Origin of the sequence: Reinekea blandensis MED297 (genome assembly GCF_000153185.1) — a bacterium.
In the GTDB taxonomy this organism is placed as follows: Bacteria; Pseudomonadota; Gammaproteobacteria; order Pseudomonadales; family Natronospirillaceae; genus Reinekea; species Reinekea blandensis.
This window is the reverse complement of sequence record NZ_CH724150.1, coordinates 525,378-551,122: the sequence shown is the minus strand read 5'-3', so window position 1 is coordinate 551,122 and position 25,745 is coordinate 525,378. Positions and strand designations below refer to the sequence as shown.

Here is a 25,745-nt window from a genome sequence, read left to right as displayed (position 1 = left end):
TTGTTGATTAAGGCGACCGTCAATAAAAAAAGCCGGCGAATGCCGGCTAAGGGGAGGGATGAACTTTGTTAAGCGACCTTCGAACGCGCCGCGCTCATGGCATCGTGTACCGTCATATAGAAGTGTGACTCACCCAGCTTCTGGGCAAACCCACTGCGTTTCATAACGTCCATGACCGGTCCTTTGACATTGGCAAAGTAGATTTCAATGTGGCGTTCGCGGAAGTCTCGCAACAGCTCATGCAGCGCGGTGTCTGCGGAGGAATCCAGTTGGTTGATGGCGCTGGCATCTAACACCACGGCTTTCAATGGACTTTCCATATTGGCTTCTTCGCGTTTCAGCGTGTCTTTCAGGAAGCTGACATTGCCATAGTAGAACTGGGCGTCAAATCGAATGGCCAGCACCCCTGGAGTGGTTTCTGCGGCAGTGTGGCGTTTGATGTTGCGATACGCCTTGGAGTCTGGCAGTTGACCCAGTACAGCAAAGTGAGGGCGAGTCGTTTTAATAACAAACCACACCATGCTGACACCAACGGCCAGGAAAATACCGGTTTTAACGCCGAGGATCAGGGTGGCAAAGAAGGTAAAAGCCAGCATACCCAGATCGTCTTTTTTCACTTTCCAAAGATGCTTCACTTCCTCAACATCAATCAGGCCAAACACGGCAACCATGATGATAGAACCCAGGATGGCTTTCGGTATGTGATAAAACAGCGGTGTTAAGAACAGCAGAGAAATACCAATCAGAACCGCGGTGATGATGGCCGCCAACCCAGTGTTCGCACCCGCGTTATTATTAACAGCCGTTCGGCTGAATCCACCTGTGACCGGCATCGCTTTAAAGAACGAACCGACAACGTTTGCAAGGCCCAGTCCGACCAGTTCTTTGTTGGCGTCGATTTCATAGCGTTTTTCTGCGGCAATCTTTTTCGCTACGGCGATGGACTCGAGGAAACCAACAAACGAGATGGTGATCGCGATAGGCAACAGGTCTGTTAAGGCCTTCGCACTGATCGCCGGTGCGGCAAACTCTGGGAAGCCGGCTGGAACTTCGCCCACGACTGAAACGTCAAGATTGAAAAAGTAGACCGCCAGCGTTGAGAGTACGACCGAAATCATCGCGCCGGGTGCTTTGGGTGCGTATTTTTTCAGTAACAGGAGCAAGACGATACCGCCAACACCGATAATCAGCGCAGTCATGTTGATGTCGGCTGTTTGTTGCAGCGTTAACCAGACTGTTTCGGCAATATTTTCAGTTCGTGGCAGCTTGAGGCCAACAATGTGTTTCAGCTGACTGAAGCCAATGATTAATGCCGCTGCTGAAGTAAAACCGGAAATAACCGGGTGCGACATGAAGTTCGTCAGGAACCCCAAACGGAATGCGCCCATACCAAACTGTATAGCGCCAACCATCAGCGATAGCAGAACCGCCAGCGCGATGTACTGGTTCATGTCACCGCCAGCAAGCGCGCCAACGCCGCTGGATACAAGGAGGGCCACCATGGCCACGGGTCCGACAGCCAACTGACGAGAGGTGCCGAAGATGGCATATATGATCAATGGCAAGACACTGGCGTAGAGGCCAATGTAAGGCGGCAATCCGGCCAGCAGGGCATAGGACATGGCTTGTGGAATCAGCATCATCGCTACGGTAATCCCCGCAACAATGTCACCGTTCAGATCTTCTTTTCGGTAATTGCGGATCCAGTCGATCGCTGGAATCCATTTCATGAGTGCTTGCATGTTGATTTCCCGTGTTTGTGATTAAAGGTCAATTTTTTCGATCGACAGATCGCCGGCCAAAATGCCGAGTGTTGTTTCTGCCTGTTGATTGTGGAGCAGGGCGAGTGCTGTGCGGTCTTCATCGGTAAAGTTGTAGACCTGATGTTCCGTCAGCCATTCGGTATAGCGACGGATCAGTTCGCGTTTTAAAGGCCGATGACAAAAGAACTGTTGACCGTCGGTTTTGTTTTCCAAAACCAGCACCGTCTCGTCGCGCGGATCGATGTTGGACTGTTCTTCAATAATGAAAACCTGCTCTTCAGCGTGATGACCGGCAAGAACATCAAACAGTACGTTCTCGGTGCGTGCGAAAAACAGCTTCAGGTGTTGACGCAGAACCCGTTCAGCCAAGCGCAACGACACGTTGTATTTTTCCGGGTGTTGCATCATCAGCTTAATGTGACCGCAACCCTGGTGATCAGGACGAACGGCCAGCTCAGTAAAAGAGCGTTGCTGCTGTTCGGTCAGTGCTCGCAGTCGGGTATCGGACTCCAGTCCCATCCGAGCATAGATCAGCTCGATGGTATGCTGGTCGGTATGCAGATACATCGGACTGGTTGTTATGGCCAGTGAATGAATGGCATCGTGAATTTCATCGTCCGTCAGCGACCGACCACGTTTTTTTTCAGCGTAGTTTAAAATCGACATCAGTAAGCCCAGGCTGCCGCCAGCGGCACTGTATCTCAGGCCGCTGGTGCGACCATCGACACAGGTGCAGGGAACTTTCCCGATGATTTCGTCAGTTGATAACCAAACCATTGAATGAGGCATTGTCTGTTCTCCAGAATAGTTGAAACTCTTATTACAAATGCCGTGCCAATTTTAAGTCATTGAAAAATAAGGAATTATTTTTTCTACTTGACGTGATTGTGTCTTATTGTTGCAACATATGTTTCATATTTGAATCATACTCGGTATGTTGCTAAACACGCCGTCTGTCATCGACGAATAGATGAGAAGAAATCTCGGTTAACGGTGGCATAGAGGGGCGGGTATTGCGTACTATGGCGAGCTGTTTCTGTCCAATGCGCATCATCGGGCGCACCCGATCGGGGTCGGACCAACTTCTCTCCAAGAGGCTGAACGATTATGAAAGGCTTGATTTACGCAGTCAGCGCTTACGCCATGTGGGGCTGTTTTCCACTGTTTTTCAGCCTGTTGTCGCACATCGATGCGATGCAGGTGCTGTCGTTTCGGATTGTGTTTGCCTGCGTGTTTTCAGCAGCGTTACTTCTCTTGCTTGGGCAGTTCGGTGCTTTTCGCAAGTTGTGGCGCAATCGATCCACCTTACTGTGGAGCCTGTTGGCGTCGGTTCTGATATCGCTGAACTGGTATGTGTTTATCTGGGCGGTCAGTCAGCATCGCGTGGTCGAAACCAGCCTGGGGTATTTCATTACGCCACTGGTCAGCCTGTTTCTCGGGCGGGTATTACTGAAAGAGTCGATTAATCATTGGCAGTTTGCCGCAGGCGCCATTGCCTTAGCCGCGATTCTGTTTGAACTGATCGCGTTGGGGGGCGTTCCTTGGGTGTCTCTGGTGCTTGCGTTCAGCTTCGGTTTTTATGGTTTGGTGCGAAAAATTCAGCCCATTGACAGTTTGTTCGGTCTGACGATGGAAACGCTCTGGGTTCTACCGTTGGCGCTCCTGTTTCTTGCTGGTGTTGCTCAGCAGGGCCAGTTGCAACATGACTTACCCAGCTGGGTGCTGTTGGTTTTGTCCGGTGTGGTGACCGCCATTCCCTTATTGTTCTTTGCCGCGTCGGTGCGTGCGCTGAACCTGGTTGTGGCCGGGTTTATCATGTACCTCAACCCGTTAATGCAATTTATGACGGCCGTTTGGATTCTGGAAGAAGCAGTGCCGTCGCAACGGTACGTTACCTTTGTTATGGTCTGGATCGCCATGGCGTGTTTCATCACCGGCCTGGTCCGGAAGCAAGCGGAACTGCGTCGGGTTAAGCGCGCGATGTCGGCGGAGCTGGCGGCCGACTCAGCCAAGTAACCCGAACATGTTTCAGATTTTTCGGGCAATGAGTTGTACGACCGCCCCGGTTCCGGTGTGTCCGATGCCTTCGGTAACATCGCGCACCTTGGCTTCAAGCCAGTTGATGGTCAGGTTTGCAAAGTCCTGTTGCAGCATAGCCGGGTGGTACAGCATTTCGACTGATGGTGGACCTCCAGTGCCGTGCGCCAGCTGATCGGGCGTATAGCCTTCTAACAGCAGGCTGCCTTGCGGTGCCAGTGCCGGTGCGATCCGCGCGTGAACCGATTGGCGCAGTTCGGGCGGGAGGTGGCAGAAGATTGAAACGATGCCTTGCCATTGCTCCTGACCCAGATCGTAGTCGGTTAAGTCGGCGACGCGGGTCTCAATCTGAACGCCCCGGGTCTCAGCCAGTCGCTGAGCTTTATCTAACCCGACATTTGACGCATCGACTGCCACCACCTCGTATCCCTGTTCAGCAAGAAACACCGCATTGCGGCCTTCACCTTCCCCTAAACACAACACCCGACCGTTAGGGATCTGCTTAAAAGACTGCAGTAAAAATGCGTTAGGCTCGGTACCGTAGACATACTCGTCACGGTCGAAACGTGTATTCCATGGGTTCGTCACAGGACCTCCTGATGATAAAAACGGGTTAAGAAAAGTCTGTGTAATCTTAGAGCGGACCACCATCGTTTGCATCCTGTTCTTGCACAAAGCGGGCTGTCTTTCACCCAGTGAAACTGACAAAATGACGCACAGTTTCGTGAGTTAGACATGAACATGAAAAAGAGGTTGGTTGATGGCCGATAAAATGCGAATAGCGCTCTTGATAGACTGTGATAACGTCAGTCATCGTGCAGTTGAAGGCGTCCTGGCGGTTCTTGCTCGTTACGGTCAGGTGAACGTCCGCCATGCCTTTGGCGACTGGAACAGCCCTCATATCAAAGGGTGGGCCGAGAAGTTGCAACCCAATGCCATTCGTCCGATGCAACAGTTCGCCTATACGCGGCAAAAGAACGCAACCGACTCTGCAATGATCATCGACGCTATGGACCTGCTTTACAGCGGCAATGTCGACGCCTTCGCGCTGATGACGAGCGATTGTGACTTCACTCCGCTGGTTATGAGGCTGCGCGAAGCCGGTCTCATGGTCTTCGGCTTCGGCGAAGAAAAAACGCCGGCGGCGTTTGTCGACAGCTGTTCTCAGTTTGTTTACATCGAAAAGCTGACAGAAGCGTCGGAAGTCGATGACGATGACGAAAAGTCAGAAGGCGCCAAGCCAAACACCCGCGTACCCGGAAAAGAACTCCGGCGAAAATCGGATCTGGTTCGTTTGTTACGAACCGCAGTGGACGAAACCTCCGACGATACAGGATGGTCTAACCTCGGCGCTGTGGGCACCTATATCTCGAACAACAGTTCATTTTCACCGATTAACTACGGCTATTCAAAGCTCGGGGATTTGGTTCGTGAAATTGATCTGTTTGAAATTGATTTCCGCCAGGGCTCGGCCATGGTCGTTCGTGCGAAACCAAAGAAAACGCCTCAGAAGCGGTGACGATTTCCGGTCAGACTGGTAACCATCGGCTTAAACATTCAGACAGTTTTAGTAAAGAGATGGGTTTGGTCAGGTAGTCGTTCATACCGGCGTCCAAACAAGCCTGTCGGTCTTCCTTGCTGACATTGGCCGTCAATCCGATGATGACCAGGTGGCGAAAGTCCGGGTCCTGACGCAAGAGGCGGGTGGTGGCCAAACCATCCATGCCCGGCATCTGAATGTCCATCAAAACTAAATCCGGAACTGATGCACGTATGCTATCAATTGCGTCTTCACCGCGACTGGCAATGTCGACCTGGAAGCCGCTTTTTCTCAGCAAAGCTCGTGTCACCTTCAGGTTGACGGCGTTGTCGTCCACCACCAGTATCCGATAGTTGTCATTGACCCGCCAGTGACCGGCTGGCGCCTGTTCACTGGCTTGCAACGAGACCGGAAGGCGAATGGTGAACTGACTGCCAACACCCTGTTCGGACTCGACCATCACTTGCCCATCGAGCAGTTCTGTTAAGGTCATGGTGATACTCAAACCGAGGCCTGTCCCGCCGTAGTGGCGAGTGATGCTGGAGTCTGCTTGTGTGAACTGATCAAAAATCCGAGCCCGCTCAGATTCTGTCATGCCGATGCCGGTGTCTTTGACCACAAGCATCAGCTGAGTTTCCTGTTCTTCTAGCACCTGCATCTGAACATGAATATCCCCGTGACGCGTAAATTTGATGGCATTGGAACAGAGATTGATCAAAATCTGCTGCAGTCGCGTTTCATCGCTGACAATGTCTTTGTTTGCCGGGCAGTCAACGTCGATACGAAAACTCAATCCTCGTGCCCGAGCTTGGGTTTCAAAGATTGATCGCAATCGTTTTGCTAGTTCCTGGAGCGAGAAAGGGGCCCGATGCAGTTCCAGTTTCCCCGCTTCCAGTTTCGAATAATCCAGCACGTCGTTGACCAGGCCGAGCAGTGCCTCTGAAGAACTGGAAATGCCTTTCAGATGTGATTGGATGGTCATCAGGTTCGATTCATCCTGAGCCAACTCCGCAAAGCCGATGATGGCGTTCAAGGGTGTGCGGATTTCGTGACTCATGTTTGCCAAAAACTGGCTTTTGGCAATCGTGGCTTGTTCGGCCGCTTGTTGTGCGTTGGTCAGGTCATTGGTTTTGCGCTCAACCTCTTCCTGGATCACCTCTGTGAGGGTGCCGGTGCGAAACGCAATAAACTGAATAAGTAATACCGCAACAGAAGCGATGGCGATGACTAGAGTGATCTGCCAGGCAAAGATACGACTGAACTCGGAGAGCATCGGTCGCCAGTGAATTCGCCAGGATTGCCCGTAGAACGACAGGTTGAGACTGCGGCCAAACGCAGCTAAACCGGCCAGTCCATTGGGTGACTGCTCATAGATTGTGGTCTCGGATTGGTCATTCAGTTGCTGAATTTCCAGCCAGCTCGATTGCAGATTGTTGTCCGAGATACTGCTTTGCAGCAGAGATTCAATTTCAATGACCGAGGCAATGACGCCAACCGGGTCGGCGTAATCGTCATAGGCCGGGGTAAACAAAATAAGCCCGGGACCCTGGTCAGCAGCTAGTGCTATCGGGTCGGAAAGGTAGGGATTGCCGGTTTGGATGGCAATGAACAACGCCCGTCGTCGTTGCGGCTCTGCCGCTAAATCACGACATCGCACCTGTTCAGTCACACTGGCGGGATAGAGATAGCGAACCGGAATAAGAACATTGATGTCGGAAGGGTCTGAGTACGTGTCTTCTTCTCGTATCGGGTTTATCTCACAATTGAACTGGTTTTCATAAGCGATGCGGCGATCTTCAGGCACCCAGTCCGACCAGGAGACAAATGAGACAAAAGGACTGTCGTAACCCTGCAGTTCCGCGGCAATGCTGAAGAAGCTCTCTTCATCAACGTCCGGCAGAACGGTCAAAAGACTGCGCATGCTGTTGTTCAGGTCAACAATTTCATCGAACGTATCACGCAACGACTCGGCTAAACGATCCGACGTGCGTTGATTTAACTGTTCGAGTTCATCGTAAACCTGGACATGAATAAACATCACAATGGCATAGAGCAGGGCGATGGCAAACAGGCTGCTCCAGAGATACCAGCGGCGAGCATAGGCCGACATCAGTTCTGGACTCAGGATCAGCAGCAACGGTGGTGTAAAAATCAAACCTCCCGCCGTCATGGCTAACCACCAACGAACATACAGAGTCAGCAGCACATCATTGGCGTAGGTGCTGCTGTCAATAAAGAACAGCATAACGAACGTATCGAGACTGCCGTTTACCGGCCCGATCAGAACCATAAACACCAGAAGTCGAAGGGGGGTTCGCAAAGTATCGGCTAAAGGGCGGATCCAGCGGTTGATCAGCCATAAAACGAACAGGGTTCGGATTAGCGCTCCCGCACTGAACAGGATGGCCTGGAGAGGGCTCATACCAAAGCCCAAATTAGTACCGGACACAGCAATGTCCGCAATCAGAATTACAAAGCCGCTGATCATCGGCCCGATTAACATCCGGACATTGAAAGACAGGGCGATGACCAGCAAGCCAGCGGTCGCCGGCCAGATGATGGGTTGAGATTCAAACAGGGATGAATATTGCTCGCTGAGTATCAGGAGCGCGGGGTAGAGCAGAGTTGCGAGAGTGTGTTGCTTCAGCCTGAGCATTGAAACTCTGACCATACTGCTGTCCTGAGGCCAATTGTACTGTGGTGCTGGGGATGGTGACCCCGATATCCAGCGAATCGCCTTAGGCAGCCCGGCCGAGGTTTCCTGATGAATGGTGTAGCGATCCGACGTGGCATATCTGTCCTTAAAACCGACTGTCTGTCTATAAGGTATAGCATGAAAGTTGCCGAAGCGACGGACAGTTAGCCAGGGTTGATGTTTGGACAATGAAAATGATCATCATCTTCAGTTTTTTTGATGAAATCGTGGTTCAAGGTGACGCAACCAAATCTATGCTGACATCGTAAACCTTGTTCACATCATGAAAGGACCAACACAATGACTTTACTGCGATTGTTTAAAATATTGCTGGTAACGGCTGGAACGTTTGGCGCAGCAGCGCTCAGTCAAGCGGCGGTTTCTGGTCAGATGCATGAATACACCGTCGACGGAATGGCTTTTGAAGGGTACGTTGCGCACAACTCAAACCTGCCGACGTCCAGGGGCACCGTCTTAATTGTGCATGACTGGGATGGGCTCACCGATTATGAAAAGCAGCGAGCCGACATGCTGGCGGCCGCGGGCTACACGGCTTTTGCCATTGATGTATACGGTAAGGGCCGACTACCTACCTCGATGGAAGAAAACCGTGCTCGCTCTGGCGAGATGTATGGTAACCGTGCAGAGTTCCAGAAGCGACTGCAGGGTGCTTTGAGCGAAGCGGGCCGCATTGACGGTGCCACTGACGATGTTGTGGTCATTGGCTACTGTTTTGGTGGGGCCGCCGTGTTGGAACTGGCGCGCACCGGAGCGGAGACTGAGGGGTATGTGTCTTTCCATGGTGGCCTGGCTTTACCTGATGGGCAAAACTATGACGATGTCGCGGCCCCGGTGATGGTCCAGCACGGCTCGGCCGACCCTGTGTCAGGTATGAGCGACTTAGCGGCACTGCTGGATGCCTTGCAGGCGGCGGGTGTTGAACACAGCGCGCAAATCCATGGCGGCGCGCGCCATTCGTTTACCGTTTTTGGCAGTGGCGATTACGACTTGACTGCCGACCAGGCATCCTGGCAAGCATTAATGGGTTTCCTGGCTGACAAGCTGGATTGATTTACTGCGCGTTAATGGTCCGAAAACGTAAGCGAAAGTTCGACAAGGGGCGCAAAGCCCCTTTTTTTATGTCGGTCACTGCGGATGCAATTAAAAGTGTTATCAACAAACAGCTCATATGAAGGGCTGATTGGGCATATGTATCTGGAGAGTGTCCGGATATTAAGGCTAAAGCTTAAAAAGTATGCAGGTGACGCTGAGAACGAAAATCTGCGAAGTAGCAAGCAGCATTAGGTGCCTAGGGTGTTTTAACGCTTGGATATCACAAATACTTGCGCCAGCGCACAAAAATAAGAATGCTCAAATTGACACGCATCGCCAAAGCTCCCAATATGACGAACTTAGAAGCGGCATAGAAATATTTCATGCAATAACATAGGTGTGCATGAAACTATGCAATAGCGTGGGGATAAACTCTATATGCAAAGACGATAATGAAAGACTTAACTAGCAATTGGTTGAAGAATTGCTCTCCATTTCTTTCCAAATGTAATTACGATATTGGAAATCGAGAAATTGTTCTTGAATGCGTGAACAACCCTACTGAAATGAAGCCTGTGACGCGTGTTCTGTTGTCTGGAGTCATGAAATATTCTGAAGAAACCATTGATGATGAGAACGACTATAACTGCCTTGATAGTGTAATTGGTATAAATTGGATAGCAAAAGGCATTATATGTATTCACACAGAAAAGAAAGAATTAGTTGTGACTATCAGCAATGAACCTTTAGTGGAAAGCATCGCATAACAAGCCAAGGATGTTCTGCCCGCTAAAACTGCTCCGCGGCGGGCATCGGATTCACTACCGTTCGCCGCAACTTAGGAGCGTTAGAAGCAATGAGTAAGATACATATAGTCACATGGGGTAATGCCGACTATCAGTTGCAATGGGTATTACCTGAAGATATTCCGAAAGATTCCAAAATCACTACGGCGCACGGCTATTGCTTTAAAGGTGACGATTTATTAGTCGTTGAAAACCATCGGGGTTTCGAGCTGCCTGGCGGTCATTTAGATCCCGGTGAGGGATATGAAGCTGCCTTTAAGAGAGAGGTTCTAGAAGAAGCCTGTGTGCATGTAGGCAGCGTGGTTTTGCTAGGTTATATTCGTGTCGAACCGATGCTAAAGATTTTTACGTCAAAATATCCAGCTGTTTCATATATGGCATTTTGTTCGTCAGTGGTAAAAAAAGAAGAAGAGTACTCGCCAGTTCACGAATGTGTATCTCGAAAGTACATTTCTCCAATGGAGATCCGGGTGGTTCATCACCATTGGTATGACATTTATGAGCCATCATTATTATCAGCGGTAGCGTAAGTCATTGATAATCAATGTCTGGAACAGACCCTCTGTTTCGGGCGGCTCATCGACTCGTTTTCGCTCTCGCCGACACCAAACGTTATGGAACTATGAAAAATATAATACTAATACTGCTTGTTGCTTTCTATACGCTGGCTTCAACTGCGAATGCTGACACTCTTGAAGATTTCATAGCGTATTTTGAAAAATACAGTGCCGAAGAAACCCAGGTGTATGTCGAAAATTACATTTCTAAGTCCGAGGGAAAATACTTCGCAGATATAGAAAACAGGGTGTCTCAACAGGGTACCGGTGAAGAGCTACCTACACGTTGGAGATATAGTGCTTTCAAAGACGGAAGCGGTTTTAAGATATTCTTACCAATAGATAGTCACTACCCAGATCCAAAACCTGATATCTCAAAATATGAGGTGTTGGAGTGTTCAAATAATGGTGCTAGCTCCGGAACAGTCTATGTTGATTTCGGAGAAAGCAAAACCTTTAGTCATAGCTGGTCATGTGGCAGTATTGGTTGTTCTTTTGATTACATATTTACAGAAAATGCTGATGCTTGTAATTAAACTCCTCCATAACGAAGGTAGTTAGCAAGCCCCTAGCGGGATTGGGGCTCAAAATATCACTGACGTTCACTTTTGGCCTGTGTGAAAGATTGTTACTTGTATAAGGATATGTATATGAAGTTTAGTTCAATAGCAGCTTTATCTTTTGTTCTTTTAGTAGGAAGCCACGCCTCCTCTTCAGATATCGATGCTAGGTTGAAGTCTTGCATAAACATCAATCAAACAACAACAGGTATGACTAACTGTACAAATGTAGCCCTGGCCGAATGGGATGATGAGTTAAATAGAATATACCGGGAGCTTCGTCTGCAGCTGGGGGAAGGTGCCCGAGATTCCTTGCTAATCGCACAACGTAAGTGGATAGAATATAAGGAAGCTGAGATTCAAAATATAAACGCCATATATGGTTCTTTAGATGGCACGATGTATATACCAATGCGTGCCAATGCAATCCTAACGATAACTAAGAGTAGAACCCTGGAGTTGAAGTCCTATCTAGCTTTAGTCAGCAAATAATGAGTCTGATCGTTGATGCAGAAGTGAAGCACATCGGTCGAAAAATATTGTGCATAAGGAAAATGCTGCATGAAATCTAAAGAAGTCACGATTACAAAGTTCGATCTTATCTCTATGCAGATTCTCCTCATGTTTCGGGCTACTTACAATCGAAGACTTTTAGTTGTTCTTTTTATTAGCTCATTAATCGGTGGTTATAAAGGGTTGATAAGCCTAGGGGTTGTATACTGGGTTATCCTAGCCTTTGTCATCAGCACATTAGGTTTGATTTGCCTAACTTTAGTTGGATCTATAGTCCAAGCACTTACCGCTACGCCTGGTAAGGGAGTAATTGGAAACACTAAGTTTACGGTATCTGATAAAAGCTTTATTGAAGACACTGAAGGAACTGCAACGGAATCAAGCTGGAAAGCCATTAAAAACATTTATCCGTCAAAAAATTATACTTTTGTTGAAGTAAGTGGATATCGTATCCACATCATTCCGAAAAGGGAGTTCTCGTCTGATCTTGAGTTTCAGGACTTTTCAACGCTAATTCAAAGGTTCTGGAATGAAGCACAACAGTTGTCAGTCGCCAACCAAAATCGGGTTTAGTCTGAAAACTCAACAGCGCATTTATTGCCCGTTTGCAGAGCGTTCGTATCTTTGAGTTTAACGGAAACCCGGGTCATCAAATTGTTTTTGTGCTGGATGCGGTGTTTGAGGATCAAACATTCTATGTGCGTAAAGAGTTTTTTAGGAATGAAGGGGGTACAGAAATTAAAGTACTTTGGATGCCCATTGATGACTTTGTCATGGCAACAAAATTTTTTATCCCTCCAGCTTTGTTTCATCATCGGAAAAACGTGACAATACGCTGCAGCAATACAGCGCTAAAATCACTGCTTTGCGGTGAGTTATGAACTCGCATTCGCTCGCCGCAAAGCGCTGTTTTATACGATAAACTCGCTTTAACACGCTCACCGTAAAATGGTTTCTACGACACTGAAGATTCAGGATATAACATCTAATCTTGATCACTCAAACTGTGCTTGGCTAACTGGAATGGGAGTAATTTCCTGTCATTATCCAGTGTTACAACATCGAGCTCATTGAAGAGCGTTTCATTGAAATACTCATAAGTCCATAGATAATCAAATCCATGTTTTTCCGCCTCATATCTATTTGATACGATAACAACCTTCATTATCTCTGCCATTCGGATTGCCATGTAACAGAGAGCGCAAGGCTCTCCTGAAACAATTAATATCATTCCTTTTAAAGAGACCGTTTTTTCATTTCCTGAAGCCTCTCTTATCGCCTGGATTTCAGCGTGCGCGGTGCAGTCTAGGTGCTTGGCGACTTGATTTACCCCTTTACCAATGATTTCCCCATTCTGATCAACGACAATAGCGGCAAACGGCAAGCCATCTTCTTTGACATTGCTGATCGCTAAGTTAATAACTTTGTCTGCATACTCCATGAGAAACTCATCAGAAATAGAATTACACATGGCCAATCTCTCTATTGAATGATGGCGCCGGCTTTGAATCACTCAGTTCGAGGGCAATGCTTTCGGCTTGTTTTTTTGCATTTGTCACTGACGCGTGGTGTCTCTCGTCACCAAATTCTTGGTATTCCGCGGCAATCTCGTACATTGTGTCTGCCCCTAAATACTTGCTCAACGTCCGTAGATGCGGTGCTAAGTGGCCAGATTGTTCTCTTATTCCCCCTTTTTCGAAACCAAACTCTCCACTTGAAGTCACAACGATCAATGTCTTGCCTGAGAGCAACGGCTGCAAAGGGTAGTCTCCTCGTGAGAGATCGAAATCAAACGTTTTGTCGATGCGTACAATTTGATCGAACCACGCTTTCAGTTGAGCCGGCATGCCATAGTTATACATTGGTGAGGAAATCAAGATAACGTCTGCTTTTGCTACTTCAGCTATCAGCTTATCGGATAAAGCCAGTCTCTCCCTCTGCGCAGGGGTTCGCTTTTCCTCAGGGGTAAATACCGCGCCAATCCAGTCTTGTGTAATGAAGTCGGGTGGATTCACACCAACGTCACGATAAATATACTCATCCTCAGGCCGGTTTCGTTTCCAACTATCAATAAAACGGCGAGCGATGTTTTTCGATATGGAATCGTGATCTGGATTTGGGTTTTTTGCGGCTCTAACGCTTGAGTCAATGTGTAATATGATGCTCATGTTCATTACCTCGGTTGATTAATCGCAGGAGCCATTTTGTGAGCCAGAGATGTCGGGCACAAACGATGAAATCGCACCTATAGATGCGCTAAACTCATCTATAATGTCGATGAACCGGTCGTGAACTTGGAGATTATGTGTGCAGGTATCGTTACAGGCTCTAAAAGCCTTTGAGTCGGCTGCCCGTCTGGGAAGCTTTAAGTTGGCGGCAGAAGAGCTTTCGTTGACGCCAACTGCAGTTTCACACCATATCGGCAACCTGGAAAGTCGACTAAACGTAAGTTTATTTCATAGGCAGGGAAGGCGAGTATCACTCACCGGAACCGGTTCAAGACTAGCTAAAGCCACCTCAGACGGATTCCGCAAAATTGACAATGCACTGGAAGAAGTGATGAAGGCCGGGAATGCGGTCAGGGTGACGACGACATCATCATTAGCCGCTATGGTATTGATCCCTTCCCAGCATGAGTTTGAACAAGCCAACCCGGATATTTCTATAGAAATATCGACCGGAGAGTCCGTCGATAGCCAATCCTACATAATTCCAATTCGGTTCGGAGATGTCTCTTTCGCTAAGGAATCTGATGTTATCAGAACTGAGTCTTTTAATATATTTGGTGCTCATGGAGTGACGCCTCCATCATGGTCTAATGAAACCATCACCATTTTTACAACAGAGTGGAAAAATAAATCGTTACCGGATCCTCCGTTAGCCGATTGGTTGAAAAAGAATGAGTTGGATTGGGCTAACATTAAGCTAAAAAAATTTGATCAAGAGCTTTTTGGTATTCAACAGGCAATGGCCGAAAATGGCCTTGTGTTCTGTTCTACAACCCTTGCTGAAAGGCTTTTGAAAGCAAACCTTCTTCAGCAGTTCGAAACTAAAACGGTAAAATCAGACCTTTGCTATTATGTGCCAAATAAGGACAGCTTCGAAACCAGAAGTGCAGTCATGTTTTTAAACTGGATCGAAAATATTTTGAACCGATAATTCGCGCGGAATTTACTGGCTAACTAAGTATGCTTAAGTCAGCTTGCTTGCACAAAAAGCTAGGTAAATGGATGCATTGCACGTTATGCTCCTGATTTTCCGGAGCAGAAAGTGTTTTATATTAAGAGTGGTGATTAAGTATGAGCGAGGTGAAAGTTCGTTCAGCAACTGAGCTGGATTTAGATCGATGTTTTGAGATTGAGTCTGTGTCTTATGCTGGCAGTGAGGCCGCAACAAAAGAAAAGATTCTAAAGCGGATTAGAACATATCCTGAGGGTTTTTTGGTTATCGAAAATAATAAGGAAATCATTGGATTTATTAATTCAGGAGCCACTCACAAGGTTGAACTATCCGATGAAGAGTTCAAGGAGTTAGTCGGTCACGATCCCAGCGGGGAAAGCATTGTTATCATGTCTGTAGTTGTTCACCCCAAGTATCAAGGCCAAGGTATGGTAAGCCGTCTAATGAAAAGTTTCATTGATGCTATGCGTGAACGCGGAAAAACGAGCATCTATCTTATATGCCAAGCCGAACTTGTTGATATGTATGCCAGATATGGTTTCGTGCACCTTGGTGAATCCGATTCTGATCACGGCGGGCTAAGTTGGCATGAAATGTCACTTTCACTAAAGAACATACAACCAACAAAAGCAGGGTGACGCCGAGAAAATCGAGAACTAGGTGAGGACGGAGTTAATCGTCTGTATTTTCGTAAACTAAAACGGGCGATGTAATTGTCAGCAAAAGGGCATCATTGCAAGGTGCTGCGGCAGTGACAAGGGGCCAAATTGACATCCCCGGGTTGCCCCGATAGATTCGCAGCCTGATCTCAATTTCATTCCGATTCCGGGGCTTTCTGTTATGCCAACGATTCTGCACACCGCCGACTGGCAAATCGGTCGTCAATACAGCCGTTTTGACGCCGAAGACGCTGCCGTGCTCGCGGATGCCCGTTTTACTACCGTCGAACGCATTGCCGCTTTGGCCCAAGACGAGCAGGTAGATGCCGTTGTGGTTGCCGGAGACGTGTTCGATGCGCAAACCGTTAGCGACCGCACCATTCATCGCACCTTTGATGCCATGAAAGGCTACACCGGGTTGTGGTTGATGCTGCCGGGCAACCATGACGCCGCCCTGGCAGAAAGCGTATGGAGCCGGGCGGTCCGCTTGGGTGCGGTACCAGAGAATGTCCATCTGTTGCTGACCCCCGGTGTGGTTGAGTATGCCGATTTGGGTCTGGCCGTGTTGGCGGCGCCCTTAACTCAGCGCCAGACACATAACGATCTCACCATTCCGTTCGATCAATGGACTTCGTCTGAAGGATTGTGTCGTGTTGGACTGGCACACGGCAGTATTACCGGCGTGTTGCCGGACTCCATCGATTCGCCCAACCCGATTCACCCGGATCGTGCCCGAACGGCACGTTTAAGTTATCTGGCGCTGGGTGATTGGCATGGCACCAAACAGATTGATGAGCGCACCTGGTACAGTGGAACGCCTGAGCCTGAGCGTTTCCGCAATAATGACGCGGGCAATGTGCTGAAGGTGACGTTAGCCGATGCCGACAGTCCGCCCCAGGTCGTCAGTTACCCGGTAGCCCAGCACCGCTGGTTCGCCATCGAATCCACGTTGAACGTGGCCAGCGACGTGGACGCACTGCAAGCGGAACTTAATGAACTGCCGGATCGTTCGGTATTGACGATTCACCTTCGCGGGCAGCTCGATCTGAGCAATCATCGGCGGCTTCAGGCGCTGTTGTCCGCCAATGCCGGGCGGCACCGCAGCCAGCAAGTGCATCAGCATGAGCTGACGTTGATGCCCACCGACGACGATTTAGCGACCATTCAAGCTGACGGCTATGTTGGCGAGGTCATTGAGGCCCTCAAACAGATGCAGCAGCACGACGAAAGCCCGGTCGCCGGGGATGCCTTGATGATTCTCGCCAGTGAGTTGCAAACGATGGAACAGGACGGTCACGCATGAAGTTAACCCGAGTATCGATCGATAGCGTTCGCCAGTTTCGTGAGCCACTGACGCTGGAAAATCTGGCGGAGGGTTTGAATCTTTTTGTGGGACCAAACGAGTCCGGCAAAAGTACCTTAGTCAGCGCCATTCGCGCCGCCTTTTTTGAACGCTATAAATCCAACAGCGTGAAAGATCTGCAACCCTGGGGTGACTCGTCTGCCGCGCCATCGGTTTCCATAGCCTTCGAATGGCAGAACCAATCCTGGCAGCTGGACAAGCGCTTCTTAAAACGACAGCGCTGTGATCTGAAAACCCCGAGCGAGACACTGAATGGCGAGGAAGCCGAAGAGCGGCTGGCGGAACTGCTGGGCTATGGATTTTCCGGTCGTGGCGCCAGCAAGGCCGAAAACTGGGGCATTCCCGGTTTGCTTTGGGTTGAGCAGGGCCAGGTACAGAACATCCAGGAGCCGGTCGATCACGCGTCGACGCATTTGCAGTCGGTACTGAGCAATCAGCTTGGCGATGTGGCCAGCACCCAGGGCGATGCGCTGATCGATCGGATCGAAGCGCAAAGCAAAGAATTGTTGACCGCAACCGGTCAGCCCAACAAGTTTCTGAAGGGAATCATTCAGGCCGACGACGATGCGCAGGCCAAACTGTCCGCATTGCAGGACGACGTCCGCCAATACAATGACCAGGTGGACGAACTGGGTCGCCTGCAGAGCCAACAGCAGGAGCAGGATCACAACCAACCCTGGAATGCCTTACGCAAACAAGCGGACCAGGCACGCGGTCAATTGCAGGAAGCCCGACAGTGGCAGCAGCAACAGCAGAGTCAGAAGCAGACACGCCATGAGGTAACCCGGCAGATTGAATTGACCCGGGAAAAACTGCAGGGGTTTGAAGATCAGTCAGAACGGCTTCAGCAACGAGCGCAGGCGCATCAGCAGGCCTTACAGCAGCGAGAAAGCTGTGCAGCACGGGAACCGGTGTTAAAGAAATCGCTGGAAACGGCCAAACAGGCCGAGCAGGATGCACGACAGCGCGCGCAACAGGCACGGCAGTCGAATCGGACATTGCAACTGCGCCAATCCCATCAACAGGTTCAGGCCCAGTGCCAGGACCTCACTGACAAACTGACCAAAGCCGAAGCGCTGGATGCACAGATTGCAGAGTTGAGTCAACAGCAGGCCATGCTGGTGGTCGATGCGGACGCCTTAACCGCACTGCAGCAAAGCGAACGGAAACGAGAACAGCTGATTTTACAGCAAGAAGCTTTGGCCAGCCGTCTGTCGTTTAACCTGCAGGAGAATGCCAACGTTCGCGTCAACGGCGATGCCGTAAGCGGGCAGGGCGAGCGTGCATTGGTGGCACGAACGACCGTCGATATTGAAGGTGTCGGGTCCATTTCGTTCGAACCCGGTGGCAGTGATCTCGCGGAACTGCAACGGCAAACCGAGAACGTCACCGCGAAGCGTGACGATGCCTTGCAGCGTCTATCGGTCGCGTCTCTTGATGAGGCGGAGCAAAACGCTGAACAGCATCGGTCTGTGACGCAGGCGCTCGAAGCCAAGCGAACAGAGTTGCGCTTTTTTGCTCCGAAAGGTCTGGAGGAGTTGCGTCGGGAACGGCAGCAACTGCACGACCAGCAAGCTCAACTCAACGAACAACTGTCAACGCTTCCGGACATCGCCGAGGCTGAAGTGGATGTCGATCGGGCGGAACGTCTGTTAGAAGAGGCCGGTGATGCGCTTAAACAGGTGGAAGCGGACTGGAACGCTTATCAACTTGAGCTGGCACAGGCACAGCACCATGCGTCGGCAGCCGAACAAGAATGGCAGCGATTATCTGAGCAGTTGTCATCGCCGGAACAGCAGGCACTGAAAGAACAGACGCAACAGGAGCTGATCGATTTGCAAGCGCGCGACCAGAGTTTTCAAAACGCGATTGCCGCCTTGCAGGAAAAAATCGACAACGCCAACCCGGACTTACTCGAACAGGACATCCAACGGCTGACGCAAAGCGCGGACAGTCAGGAAGCGGATGCCCGTGAACGAACCCGGCAAATCGATCGATTGCAAACATTGCTGGAGCAGGTGGGGGCTACCGGACTGGGTGAAAAGTTGGACGACGCACAACGGGCGGCAACTCAGGCACAGCAGCGGCGTGTGGAACTGGAACGTCGCGCTGAGGCATTGTGGCTGCTGCTGGAACAACTGCGCAGTGCCCGGCATCGGTTGACGCAAAAACTTCAGGCACCGTTGCAGAAGCACCTGAATCACTACTTGCGGTTGTTGTTCCCCGGTGCAGAACTGACCGTTGATGATCAACTGAGGCCGGAACAGTTACAGCGTAAAGATCAGGATCGTGCCGACATGACAACACTGAGTTATGGCGCGCAGGAGCAAATGGGGCTGATCTGCCGGTTGGCGTATGCGGATCTGTTAAAAGAAGCTGGACGACCCACGTTGATCATCCTTGACGATGCCCTGGTCCACAGCGATCGGGAACGGTTAGACCAGATGAAACGCATCCTGTTCGATGCCGCCACCCGGCATCAGGTGTTGTTATTTTCCTGTCATCCGGAAAACTGGCGTGACTTGGGTGTAGCGGCAGTCGATCTGCAAGCACTGAAAGCCCAGCCGTCGGCGCTGCGTCTTGAATAACCGCCCGAAGGCGGTTTGTTTTTGGTATATCAGGAAGGAAACGAAAAACTGGCGCCTTCGCGTACCGACGATGACGGCCATCGCTGGGTGATGGTTTTGCGTTGCGTATAAAACCGCACCGCGTCCGGCCCGTAGGCGCTGAGATCCCCAAAGAGGGATTGTTTCCAGCCGCCAAAGCTGTGCGAGGCAATCGGCACGGGCAATGGCACGTTAATCCCGACCATGCCCACCTGAATCCGGTCACTGAAATAGCGCGCCGCTTCACCATCCCGGGTAAACAGGCAGGTGCCGTTGCCGTAGATGTGATCGTCAATCAGAGCCATGGCATCGTCCAACGTCGGACAACGCACAATGCACAACACCGGCCCGAAAATTTCTTCCTGATAACAGGTCATGCCCGTTGTGACGCGATCGAGCAGGGTGCCGCCAAAGTAATAGCCATCGGGATATTGTGGGTCGGACGCCTGCCGGCCATCGACCACCACGACCGCACCTTGCGTTTCAGCGCCATCAACATAGGCGGACACTTTTTCGTGATGCGCTTTGGAAATCAGCGGACCGAAGTCATTGTCCGGATTGCTGTAAGCACCGACTTTCAGATCCTTCATCTTGGTTTGCAGTTCAGCGACAAGCCGATCCGCACATTCATCACCGACCGCCACTGCAACCGAAATAGCCATGCAGCGTTCACCCGAAGAGCCAAAGGCGGCACCGATCAGCGCGGAGCTGGCGTTGTCCATGTCGGCGTCGGGTAAGACAATGGCGTGGTTTTTTGCACCACCGAGTGCCTGGCAGCGTTTGCCGTGAGCATTGGCCGTGCTGTAAATCGATTTAGCAATGGGCGTTGAGCCAACAAAGCTGACGGCTTTCACTCGGTCATCCGTCAGCAGCTGACCAACCGCATCTTTGTCGCCATTGACCACGTTCAACACGCCTTCGGGCAAACCTGCTTCCAACGCCAGTTGCGCAATGAACAGGGCGGAGGCCGGGTCCTGTTCTGATGGTTTCAGCACAAAGGTGTTGCCGCAGGCGATGGCCATCGGGTACATCCACAGTGGCACCATGGCCGGGAAGTTAAAGGGCGTAATGCCGGCCACGACACCCAAGGGCTGCATTTCGGACCAGGTATCAATGCCGGGACCGGCATTTTTGCTGTACTCGCCTTTTAATAGTTCGGGAACATAGCCGGCGTATTCAACGTTTTCGATGCCGCGTTTTAACTCGCCAAGCGCATCATGACTGATCTTGCCGTGTTCCTGCCCAATCAGTTCAACAATGCGATCGGCATTGGCTTCCAACAGCACTTTGAACTGCTGGATGATGCGCGCCCGTTTCACCGGTTCGGTATTGCGCCAGGCCGGGAAAGCGCGTTCGGCGGCCGCAATGGCGTCGGCAACCTCGGTTTCTCCCGCTAGCCAGACTTGTCCGTCGGCTTGACCCGTTGATGGATTATAGATGTCCTGTTTTGCTTTGCCCTGAAGGCTGGTTTCACCGTTAATCAGGTGACCTATTTCATACATGGTGGTTTCCTTCATTGGTTAAGGCAGTGCATGCAATGCATCGCCAATCGCATGAATCACGTTGTCAATTTCCGCATCGGTGCTGATAAACGGCAACCCGAGTTGCAGTGTATCGCCGCCATAGCGCACATAAAAACCTTGTTTCAGACAGTGCATGGCCGCCAGGTACGGGTGCAAAGTCGGGTCGCCGGGGGCGCTTTCCAGCGTGATGCCGCCGGCCAGTCCATAGTTGCGAATATCACTGACGTATGGGCTGCCTTTCAGTTCGTGCAGCTTATGTTCAAAGCGTTTGGCTTTTTCAGCAACCTGACTGACCAGCTGTTCGCGCTGCAGCAGGTCCAGAGTCGCCAAACCCGCTGCGCAGGCGAGCGGATGAGCGGCGTAGGTGTAACCGTGTGGGAACTCGATCTGATGCTCCGGGCCATCAGCGGACATGAACGCATCGTAAATTTCTTCGCTGGTGATTACCGCGCCCATCGGTACCGCGCCGTTGGTCATTTGCTTGGCGATGTTGATCAGATCCGGCGTGACTCCGAATGCTTCAGAACCGGTATTGGCCCCCATGCGGCCAAAGGCGGTGATCACTTCGTCGAAAATGAGCAGAATGTCGTTGGCGCTGCATATATCGCGTAAACGATTCAGGTAACCCACGGGCGGAGGAATGACGCCTGCAGAGCCGGATAACGGCTCAACAATGACAGCGGCAATGTTGCTGGCATCGTGCAGAGCAATCAGGTCGAGCAGTTCGTCCGCCAGGTGAGCACCGTGTTCCGGCTGTCCTTTACTGAAGGCGTTTTCGGGAATCATCGTGTGTTTCAGATGGTCCGCGTCGATACCCTGGCCATAAAGTGCGCGATTACCGCCGATGCCGCCAACGCTGAAGCCGCCAAAGTTAACACCGTGATACCCCTTAATCCGGCCGATGAACTTGGTCTTGCCGGGTTTGCCCTTTTTGCGCCAGTAGGCGCGGGCCATCTTTAACGAAGTATCGGCCGACTCCGACCCGGAGCCGGTATAAAACACATGGTTCATGCCCTTGGGCATAAACTCCAACAGCCGGTCTGCGTATTCAAAGGCCAGCGGATGGCCATACTGAAAACCGGGTGAGTAGTCGAGCTGCCGCGCCTGTTTGGCGATGGCATCGGCAATCTCCGCACGACAATGCCCGGCACCGGTCGTCCATAAGCCGCTCAGCCCATCATAAATGGTGCGCCCCTGGGCATCGGTAAAGTAGGCATCTTTTGCCGACACAAACAGGCGCGGGTTCTGATGGAACTCACGGTTTGCCGTGTACGGCATCCACCAGGCTTTGCTTTGAACCGGTTTCGCTGGAACGTTCATGGCCGTCCTCCTTAACGGTGATTTCAGGACACATCTTTGAACGGATTCCGTTCGTCCTGCGTCCAGTTCATGTAGGGTTTGTCGGTATCTTTCTGAACCATAGTGATGCAATCCTCGACCGGACAGGTAATCTGACACAGGTTACAACCGACACATTCTTCTTCAATGATGTCGAACCGGTTGGTACCGTCGGCCTGTGGCGTCAGCTCGATGGCCTGGTGCGAGGTGTCTTCACAACCGATGTAGCAACGTCCGCAACCGATGCATTTGTCCTGGTCGATATCGGCCACGACCTTGTAGTTCATGTTCAGATACTTCCAATCGGTGGTGTTCGGCACGGCCAGACCCTGAAAATCGGTCAGTCGTTCGTAACCTTTACTGTCCATCCAATTGTTCAACCCGTCCTGCATTTCTTTGACAATACGGAAACCATAGACCATGGCCGCCGTACACACCTGAACACAGCCGGCCCCAAGCGAGATGAACTCGGCCGCGTCACGCCAGTTACTGATGCCGCCAATGCCGGAAATCGGAAGTCGCTGGGTTTCCGGGTCACGGGCAATTTCGCTGACCATGTTCAGGGCGATTGGCTTAACCGCAGGACCACAGTAACCGCCGTGTGTGCTTTTTCCATCCACAATTGGTCGAGCGGTCATCTGGTCGAGATCAATGCCGGTGATGGAGTTGATGGTGTTGATTAATGAAACCGCATCGGCGCCGCCACGATTTGCTGCTCTCGCAGAGTAACGAATGTCAGTGATGTTTGGTGTCAGTTTCACGATGACCGGCAGTTTGCTGTATTGCTTACACCAGCGGGTGACTTGCTCGACGTATTCGGGAACCTGACCGACCGCCGCACCCATGCCGCGTTCCGGCATTCCGTGTGGGCAGCCAAAGTTCAGCTCCAGACCATCGGCTCCGGTTTTCTCAACTTCTTTAACAATGGTTTTCCAGGCGTTTTCTTCGCACGGCACCATCAGCGAGACGACCAACGCGCGATCTGGCCAGCTTTTCTTTACCGCTTCAATTTCGCGCAGGTTGATTTCCAGACTCCGGTCGGTAATCAGTTCGATGTTGTTAAACCCGGACACCTCGCCATAGGAATCATAAATAGCGGAATAACGCGAAGAGACATTGACCGCCGCCGGATCTTCGCCCAGCGTCTTCCAGACCACGCCGCCCCAGCCAGCCTCGAAGGCTCGCTCTACATTGTATGCTTTGTCGGTCGGTGGCGCTGAGGCCAGCCAGAATGGGTTCGGTGATTTAATACCTACAAAATCGGTAGACAGATCCGCCATGTCATTTCTCCTCAGACATCAATGCAGTGTGAATGGCCAAGGCGGCCTTTTTGCCTTGTTGTACGGCTTCAACCGTCAGGTCTTCACCAACGGTGGTGCAGTCACCACCGACATAAACATTGGCCAGTGATGACAGGAAGGACGCATCAACTTGAAATTTTCCGCTCGTCACTTGCGGCAAACCCGGTTCATTCTCTGGCGTTACCAGAGTTTGACCTACGGCCTTGAACACGGCTTCGCAGGGCAGAGTGAACGTTTCTTCGGTATCGGTGAGCTTTCCATCGACCAGGGTTGTTTTTACAAACGTCATGGACGTCAGGGTATTGTTGTCATCGAATGTCAGCGCGTCTGGTCGCGACCAGGTTTTAATCCGCACTTCATGGTCTTTGGCAATTTGTTGCTCATGACCGGTAGCGCTCATCTGTTCGGTGCCGCGACGATAGACCAGCGTGACTTCTTCGGTACCCAGACGTTTCAGCTGACAGGCGATATCGATGGCGGTGTTCCCCGCGCCAATGACAATGGCATGTTTTTTCGGAACGGAAAGATCTTCAGTGTGCTTGGCTTGTCGTAACGCTTTAATAAAGTCGACCGCGTTGTGGACCGCAGGATGGTCCTCACCGTCTAGGTTAAGCTGACGCGTGCCTTGCAGACCGATGCCTAAAAAGACTGAGTCGTATTTTTCGGACAGATCTTCCAGATGAATGTCCTGCCCAAGCGCTTTGTTGGTGTGTAGGGTGATGCCACCAATCCCGAGAATAAAGTCGACTTCCTTCTGCGCGAAGTTTTGGGTGAGCTTGTATTTGGCAATTCCGTACTCATTCAAACCACCGGCTTTGCTTTGTGCTTCGAACACATCGACCTCATGACCGAGGCTGGCCAGCCGGTGCGCGCAACTCAACCCGGCAGGGCCGCCGCCAATCACAGCGATGCGTTTGCCCGTCGTCGGTGCGCGGCTAATGGGGTGTTCTGAGAACTCCGCCTGATCCGTTGCATGTCGCTGCAGTAAACCGATCAGCACCGGAGCGCATTCGGCTTCATCATTGCGCACACAAGCCTGTTCACAGAGAATTTCGGTTGGGCATACACGTGCACAACTGCCACCGAGAATGTTTTCGCTGTAAATGGTTTTAGCCGCACCTTCCAGATCTTCGTTGTGGATGCTGGCAATAAAGCTTGGAATATCAATGTCACTCGGACAGGCTTTAACGCAAGGTGCGTCGTAGCAGTAATAGCAGCGTGATGCTTCAAAGCTGGCTTGCCTCGAGGTCAGTGCCGGATTGATGTCTTTGAACAGCTCATCCAGAGCGTTCTCGGACGGTGTGTTTGGTACCGCAGTTATCGAGTTCATAACGGTTTTCTCTCTCATTCCCAACCAATTCTTGGTACGGTTGTTCTTGCATCGGGTATGCCAACCTTTTGACCAGATGGTCAAAAGGTTGAGCCGGTTCAGTTTATTCGTCCGAAACATAGAAAAGACGCGGCATTAAATCTTTCTGCAAAAAATGTTGAAGGTTTTCGTGGTTTTGGTTGTTGAGAGTTATTATTATTTGATTCAATGCTTCGCAAGTTGATCGCACTGAAACAACGCGCGAAGGCACAAAAGGGTGCAACCTGAGTGGTTTATGGCAAAAAAAACGAGTCAACCTCGACGCAAGCTGGTCGACATTCGCAAAGATAATTCAGAACAGATTTTGGCAGAAGCCGCTCGCGTGTTTGCGAAGCACGGTTTTCGCGGAACCACGGTCAACGCCATTGCGGAACAGGCTAATTTACCGAAAGCCAATGTACTGTATTACTTTAAAACCAAGGAAGGTTTGTACAAGGCGGTACTGAATCAACAACTGAATATCTGGATGGCGAACATGGATGCCATGACCAGTGACAGCCATCCGAAAGATGCGCTTCGGCAATACATTGTCGATAAAATCAAGCAATCGAAAGAACATCCAAACGCTTCAAAAATATTTGCAGCCGAGATACTGCACGGCGCTGAATTTTTAAAAGAAACCCTGGAGACCGAACTGAAAGATCAATTCGATCGTACCTGTGCGGTCTTCCGCAGTTGGATTCAGAAACAATGGATGGACCCGATCAGCCCGGAGCATTTACTTTTTACCATCTGGTCTTCGACACAAGCCTACGCCGACTATCAGGCGCAAACGACCATACTGTTAGGTAAACCGGTGTTGGATGATGACGACTTTGAAGCCGGTATCGAGTTGCTCACCTGCATGGTGCTAAAAGGGTGTGGTGTGCGTTTGGTGTGATA

At 50.7% G+C, this 25,745-nt stretch carries 23 protein-coding genes; 13 read left to right on the top strand and 10 right to left on the bottom strand.

The window, feature by feature from the left end:
- Window positions 1–68: 68 nt before the first annotated feature.
- Both MED297_RS07945 and MED297_RS07940 read right to left on the bottom strand, forming a co-directional pair.
- Window positions 69–1,742 (bottom strand): SulP family inorganic anion transporter, encoded by a 1,674-nt coding sequence (locus MED297_RS07945; protein WP_008043893.1) that lies wholly within the window; start codon window positions 1,740–1,742, stop codon window positions 69–71.
- A 21-nt stretch (window positions 1,743–1,763) separates the two neighbouring features.
- Window positions 1,764–2,552, bottom strand: coding sequence for a hypothetical protein (locus MED297_RS07940; RefSeq protein WP_040556749.1), 789 nt, complete (start codon window positions 2,550–2,552; stop codon window positions 1,764–1,766).
- 318 nt (window positions 2,553–2,870) lie between these two features.
- On the opposite strand from MED297_RS07940, the gene rarD reads away from it, so the two are divergent.
- Window positions 2,871–3,779: an EamA family transporter RarD gene (rarD, locus tag MED297_RS07935; RefSeq protein ID WP_008043890.1), complete on the top strand. Its 909-nt coding sequence runs from the start codon at window positions 2,871–2,873 to the stop codon at window positions 3,777–3,779.
- 12 nt (window positions 3,780–3,791) lie between these two features.
- On the opposite strand, the gene MED297_RS07930 is transcribed toward rarD, so the two are convergent.
- Window positions 3,792–4,388: an SAM-dependent methyltransferase gene (locus MED297_RS07930; RefSeq protein ID WP_040556880.1), complete on the bottom strand. Its 597-nt coding sequence runs from the start codon at window positions 4,386–4,388 to the stop codon at window positions 3,792–3,794.
- A 172-nt stretch (window positions 4,389–4,560) separates the two neighbouring features.
- Here MED297_RS07930 and MED297_RS07925 point away from each other — a divergent pair, with 172 nt between their 5' ends.
- A complete protein-coding gene (locus tag MED297_RS07925; RefSeq protein WP_008043888.1) occupies window positions 4,561–5,319 on the top strand; it encodes an NYN domain-containing protein in 759 nt (252 codons plus the stop codon).
- A gap of 10 nt (window positions 5,320–5,329) precedes the next feature.
- On the opposite strand, the gene MED297_RS07920 is transcribed toward MED297_RS07925, so the two are convergent.
- Window positions 5,330–8,011: a response regulator gene (locus tag MED297_RS07920; RefSeq protein WP_083779377.1), complete on the bottom strand. Its 2,682-nt coding sequence runs from the start codon at window positions 8,009–8,011 to the stop codon at window positions 5,330–5,332.
- A gap of 324 nt (window positions 8,012–8,335) precedes the next feature.
- Here MED297_RS07920 and MED297_RS07915 point away from each other — a divergent pair, with 324 nt between their 5' ends.
- The 6 genes from MED297_RS07915 (at window position 8,336) to MED297_RS07890 (ending at window position 12,097) form a co-directional block, all read left to right on the top strand.
- Window positions 8,336–9,106, top strand: a complete 771-nt coding sequence (locus tag MED297_RS07915; protein ID WP_008043884.1) for a dienelactone hydrolase family protein — start codon at window positions 8,336–8,338, stop codon at window positions 9,104–9,106.
- Window positions 9,107–9,540: 434 nt separating this feature from the next.
- Window positions 9,541–9,855 carry a hypothetical protein gene (locus MED297_RS07910; protein WP_040556747.1) on the top strand — a complete coding sequence of 105 codons (315 nt, stop codon included), beginning with the start codon at window positions 9,541–9,543 and terminating at the stop codon, window positions 9,853–9,855.
- A gap of 89 nt (window positions 9,856–9,944) precedes the next feature.
- A complete protein-coding gene (locus MED297_RS21165; RefSeq protein ID WP_008043880.1) occupies window positions 9,945–10,424 on the top strand; it encodes an NUDIX domain-containing protein in 480 nt (159 codons plus the stop codon).
- Between the two features lie 14 nt (window positions 10,425–10,438).
- Window positions 10,439–10,987, top strand: coding sequence for a hypothetical protein (locus tag MED297_RS07900; protein WP_154650872.1), 549 nt, complete (start codon window positions 10,439–10,441; stop codon window positions 10,985–10,987).
- A 114-nt stretch (window positions 10,988–11,101) separates the two neighbouring features.
- On the top strand, window positions 11,102–11,503 hold the full coding sequence (locus MED297_RS07895) for a lysozyme inhibitor LprI family protein (RefSeq protein ID WP_050762887.1): 402 nt from the start codon (window positions 11,102–11,104) through the stop codon (window positions 11,501–11,503).
- Between the two features lie 69 nt (window positions 11,504–11,572).
- Window positions 11,573–12,097 carry a YcxB family protein gene (locus tag MED297_RS07890; RefSeq protein WP_008043877.1) on the top strand — a complete coding sequence of 175 codons (525 nt, stop codon included), beginning with the start codon at window positions 11,573–11,575 and terminating at the stop codon, window positions 12,095–12,097.
- 412 nt (window positions 12,098–12,509) lie between these two features.
- Here MED297_RS07890 and MED297_RS07880 read toward each other — a convergent pair whose 3' ends face one another.
- Together MED297_RS07880 and MED297_RS07875 are read right to left on the bottom strand one after the other, a co-directional pair.
- Window positions 12,510–12,965, bottom strand: a complete 456-nt coding sequence (locus tag MED297_RS07880) for a nucleoside deaminase (protein ID WP_040556877.1) — start codon at window positions 12,963–12,965, stop codon at window positions 12,510–12,512.
- A gap of 22 nt (window positions 12,966–12,987) precedes the next feature.
- Window positions 12,988–13,692, bottom strand: coding sequence for an FMN-dependent NADH-azoreductase (locus MED297_RS07875; RefSeq protein ID WP_008043874.1), 705 nt, complete (start codon window positions 13,690–13,692; stop codon window positions 12,988–12,990).
- Window positions 13,693–13,831: 139 nt separating this feature from the next.
- On the opposite strand from MED297_RS07875, the gene MED297_RS07870 reads away from it, so the two are divergent.
- From MED297_RS07870 to MED297_RS07855, 4 genes are all read left to right on the top strand, one after another.
- Window positions 13,832–14,683 carry a LysR family transcriptional regulator gene (locus MED297_RS07870; protein WP_008043872.1) on the top strand — a complete coding sequence of 284 codons (852 nt, stop codon included), beginning with the start codon at window positions 13,832–13,834 and terminating at the stop codon, window positions 14,681–14,683.
- A 140-nt stretch (window positions 14,684–14,823) separates the two neighbouring features.
- Window positions 14,824–15,342 carry a GNAT family N-acetyltransferase gene (locus tag MED297_RS07865; protein WP_008043870.1) on the top strand — a complete coding sequence of 173 codons (519 nt, stop codon included), beginning with the start codon at window positions 14,824–14,826 and terminating at the stop codon, window positions 15,340–15,342.
- Window positions 15,343–15,544: 202 nt separating this feature from the next.
- The gene (locus tag MED297_RS07860) at window positions 15,545–16,666 is read left to right on the top strand and encodes a metallophosphoesterase family protein (RefSeq protein ID WP_008043869.1); all 1,122 of its coding nucleotides are present in this window, start codon (window positions 15,545–15,547) and stop codon (window positions 16,664–16,666) included.
- On the top strand, window positions 16,663–19,314 hold the full coding sequence (locus MED297_RS07855) for an AAA family ATPase (protein ID WP_008043867.1): 2,652 nt from the start codon (window positions 16,663–16,665) through the stop codon (window positions 19,312–19,314). The genes MED297_RS07860 and MED297_RS07855 overlap by 4 nt, the downstream gene beginning before the upstream one ends.
- A gap of 29 nt (window positions 19,315–19,343) precedes the next feature.
- Here MED297_RS07855 and MED297_RS07850 read toward each other — a convergent pair whose 3' ends face one another.
- The 4 genes from MED297_RS07850 to MED297_RS07835 are packed head-to-tail and all read right to left on the bottom strand — an operon-like array spanning window position 19,344 to window position 24,824.
- Window positions 19,344–20,834 carry a CoA-acylating methylmalonate-semialdehyde dehydrogenase gene (locus tag MED297_RS07850; protein ID WP_040556745.1) on the bottom strand — a complete coding sequence of 497 codons (1,491 nt, stop codon included), beginning with the start codon at window positions 20,832–20,834 and terminating at the stop codon, window positions 19,344–19,346.
- An 18-nt stretch (window positions 20,835–20,852) separates the two neighbouring features.
- The gene (aptA, locus tag MED297_RS07845; RefSeq protein WP_008043862.1) at window positions 20,853–22,175 is read right to left on the bottom strand and encodes an omega-aminotransferase AptA; all 1,323 of its coding nucleotides are present in this window, start codon (window positions 22,173–22,175) and stop codon (window positions 20,853–20,855) included.
- A 23-nt stretch (window positions 22,176–22,198) separates the two neighbouring features.
- Window positions 22,199–23,473 carry an NAD-dependent dihydropyrimidine dehydrogenase subunit PreA gene (gene preA / locus MED297_RS07840; RefSeq protein ID WP_008043861.1) on the bottom strand — a complete coding sequence of 425 codons (1,275 nt, stop codon included), beginning with the start codon at window positions 23,471–23,473 and terminating at the stop codon, window positions 22,199–22,201.
- 1 nt (window position 23,474) lies between these two features.
- Window positions 23,475–24,824, bottom strand: a complete 1,350-nt coding sequence (locus MED297_RS07835) for an NAD(P)-dependent oxidoreductase (protein ID WP_202594524.1) — start codon at window positions 24,822–24,824, stop codon at window positions 23,475–23,477.
- Between the two features lie 274 nt (window positions 24,825–25,098).
- On the opposite strand from MED297_RS07835, the gene MED297_RS07830 reads away from it, so the two are divergent.
- On the top strand, window positions 25,099–25,743 hold the full coding sequence (locus MED297_RS07830) for a TetR family transcriptional regulator C-terminal domain-containing protein (protein ID WP_008043859.1): 645 nt from the start codon (window positions 25,099–25,101) through the stop codon (window positions 25,741–25,743).
- Window positions 25,744–25,745 lie beyond the last annotated feature (2 nt).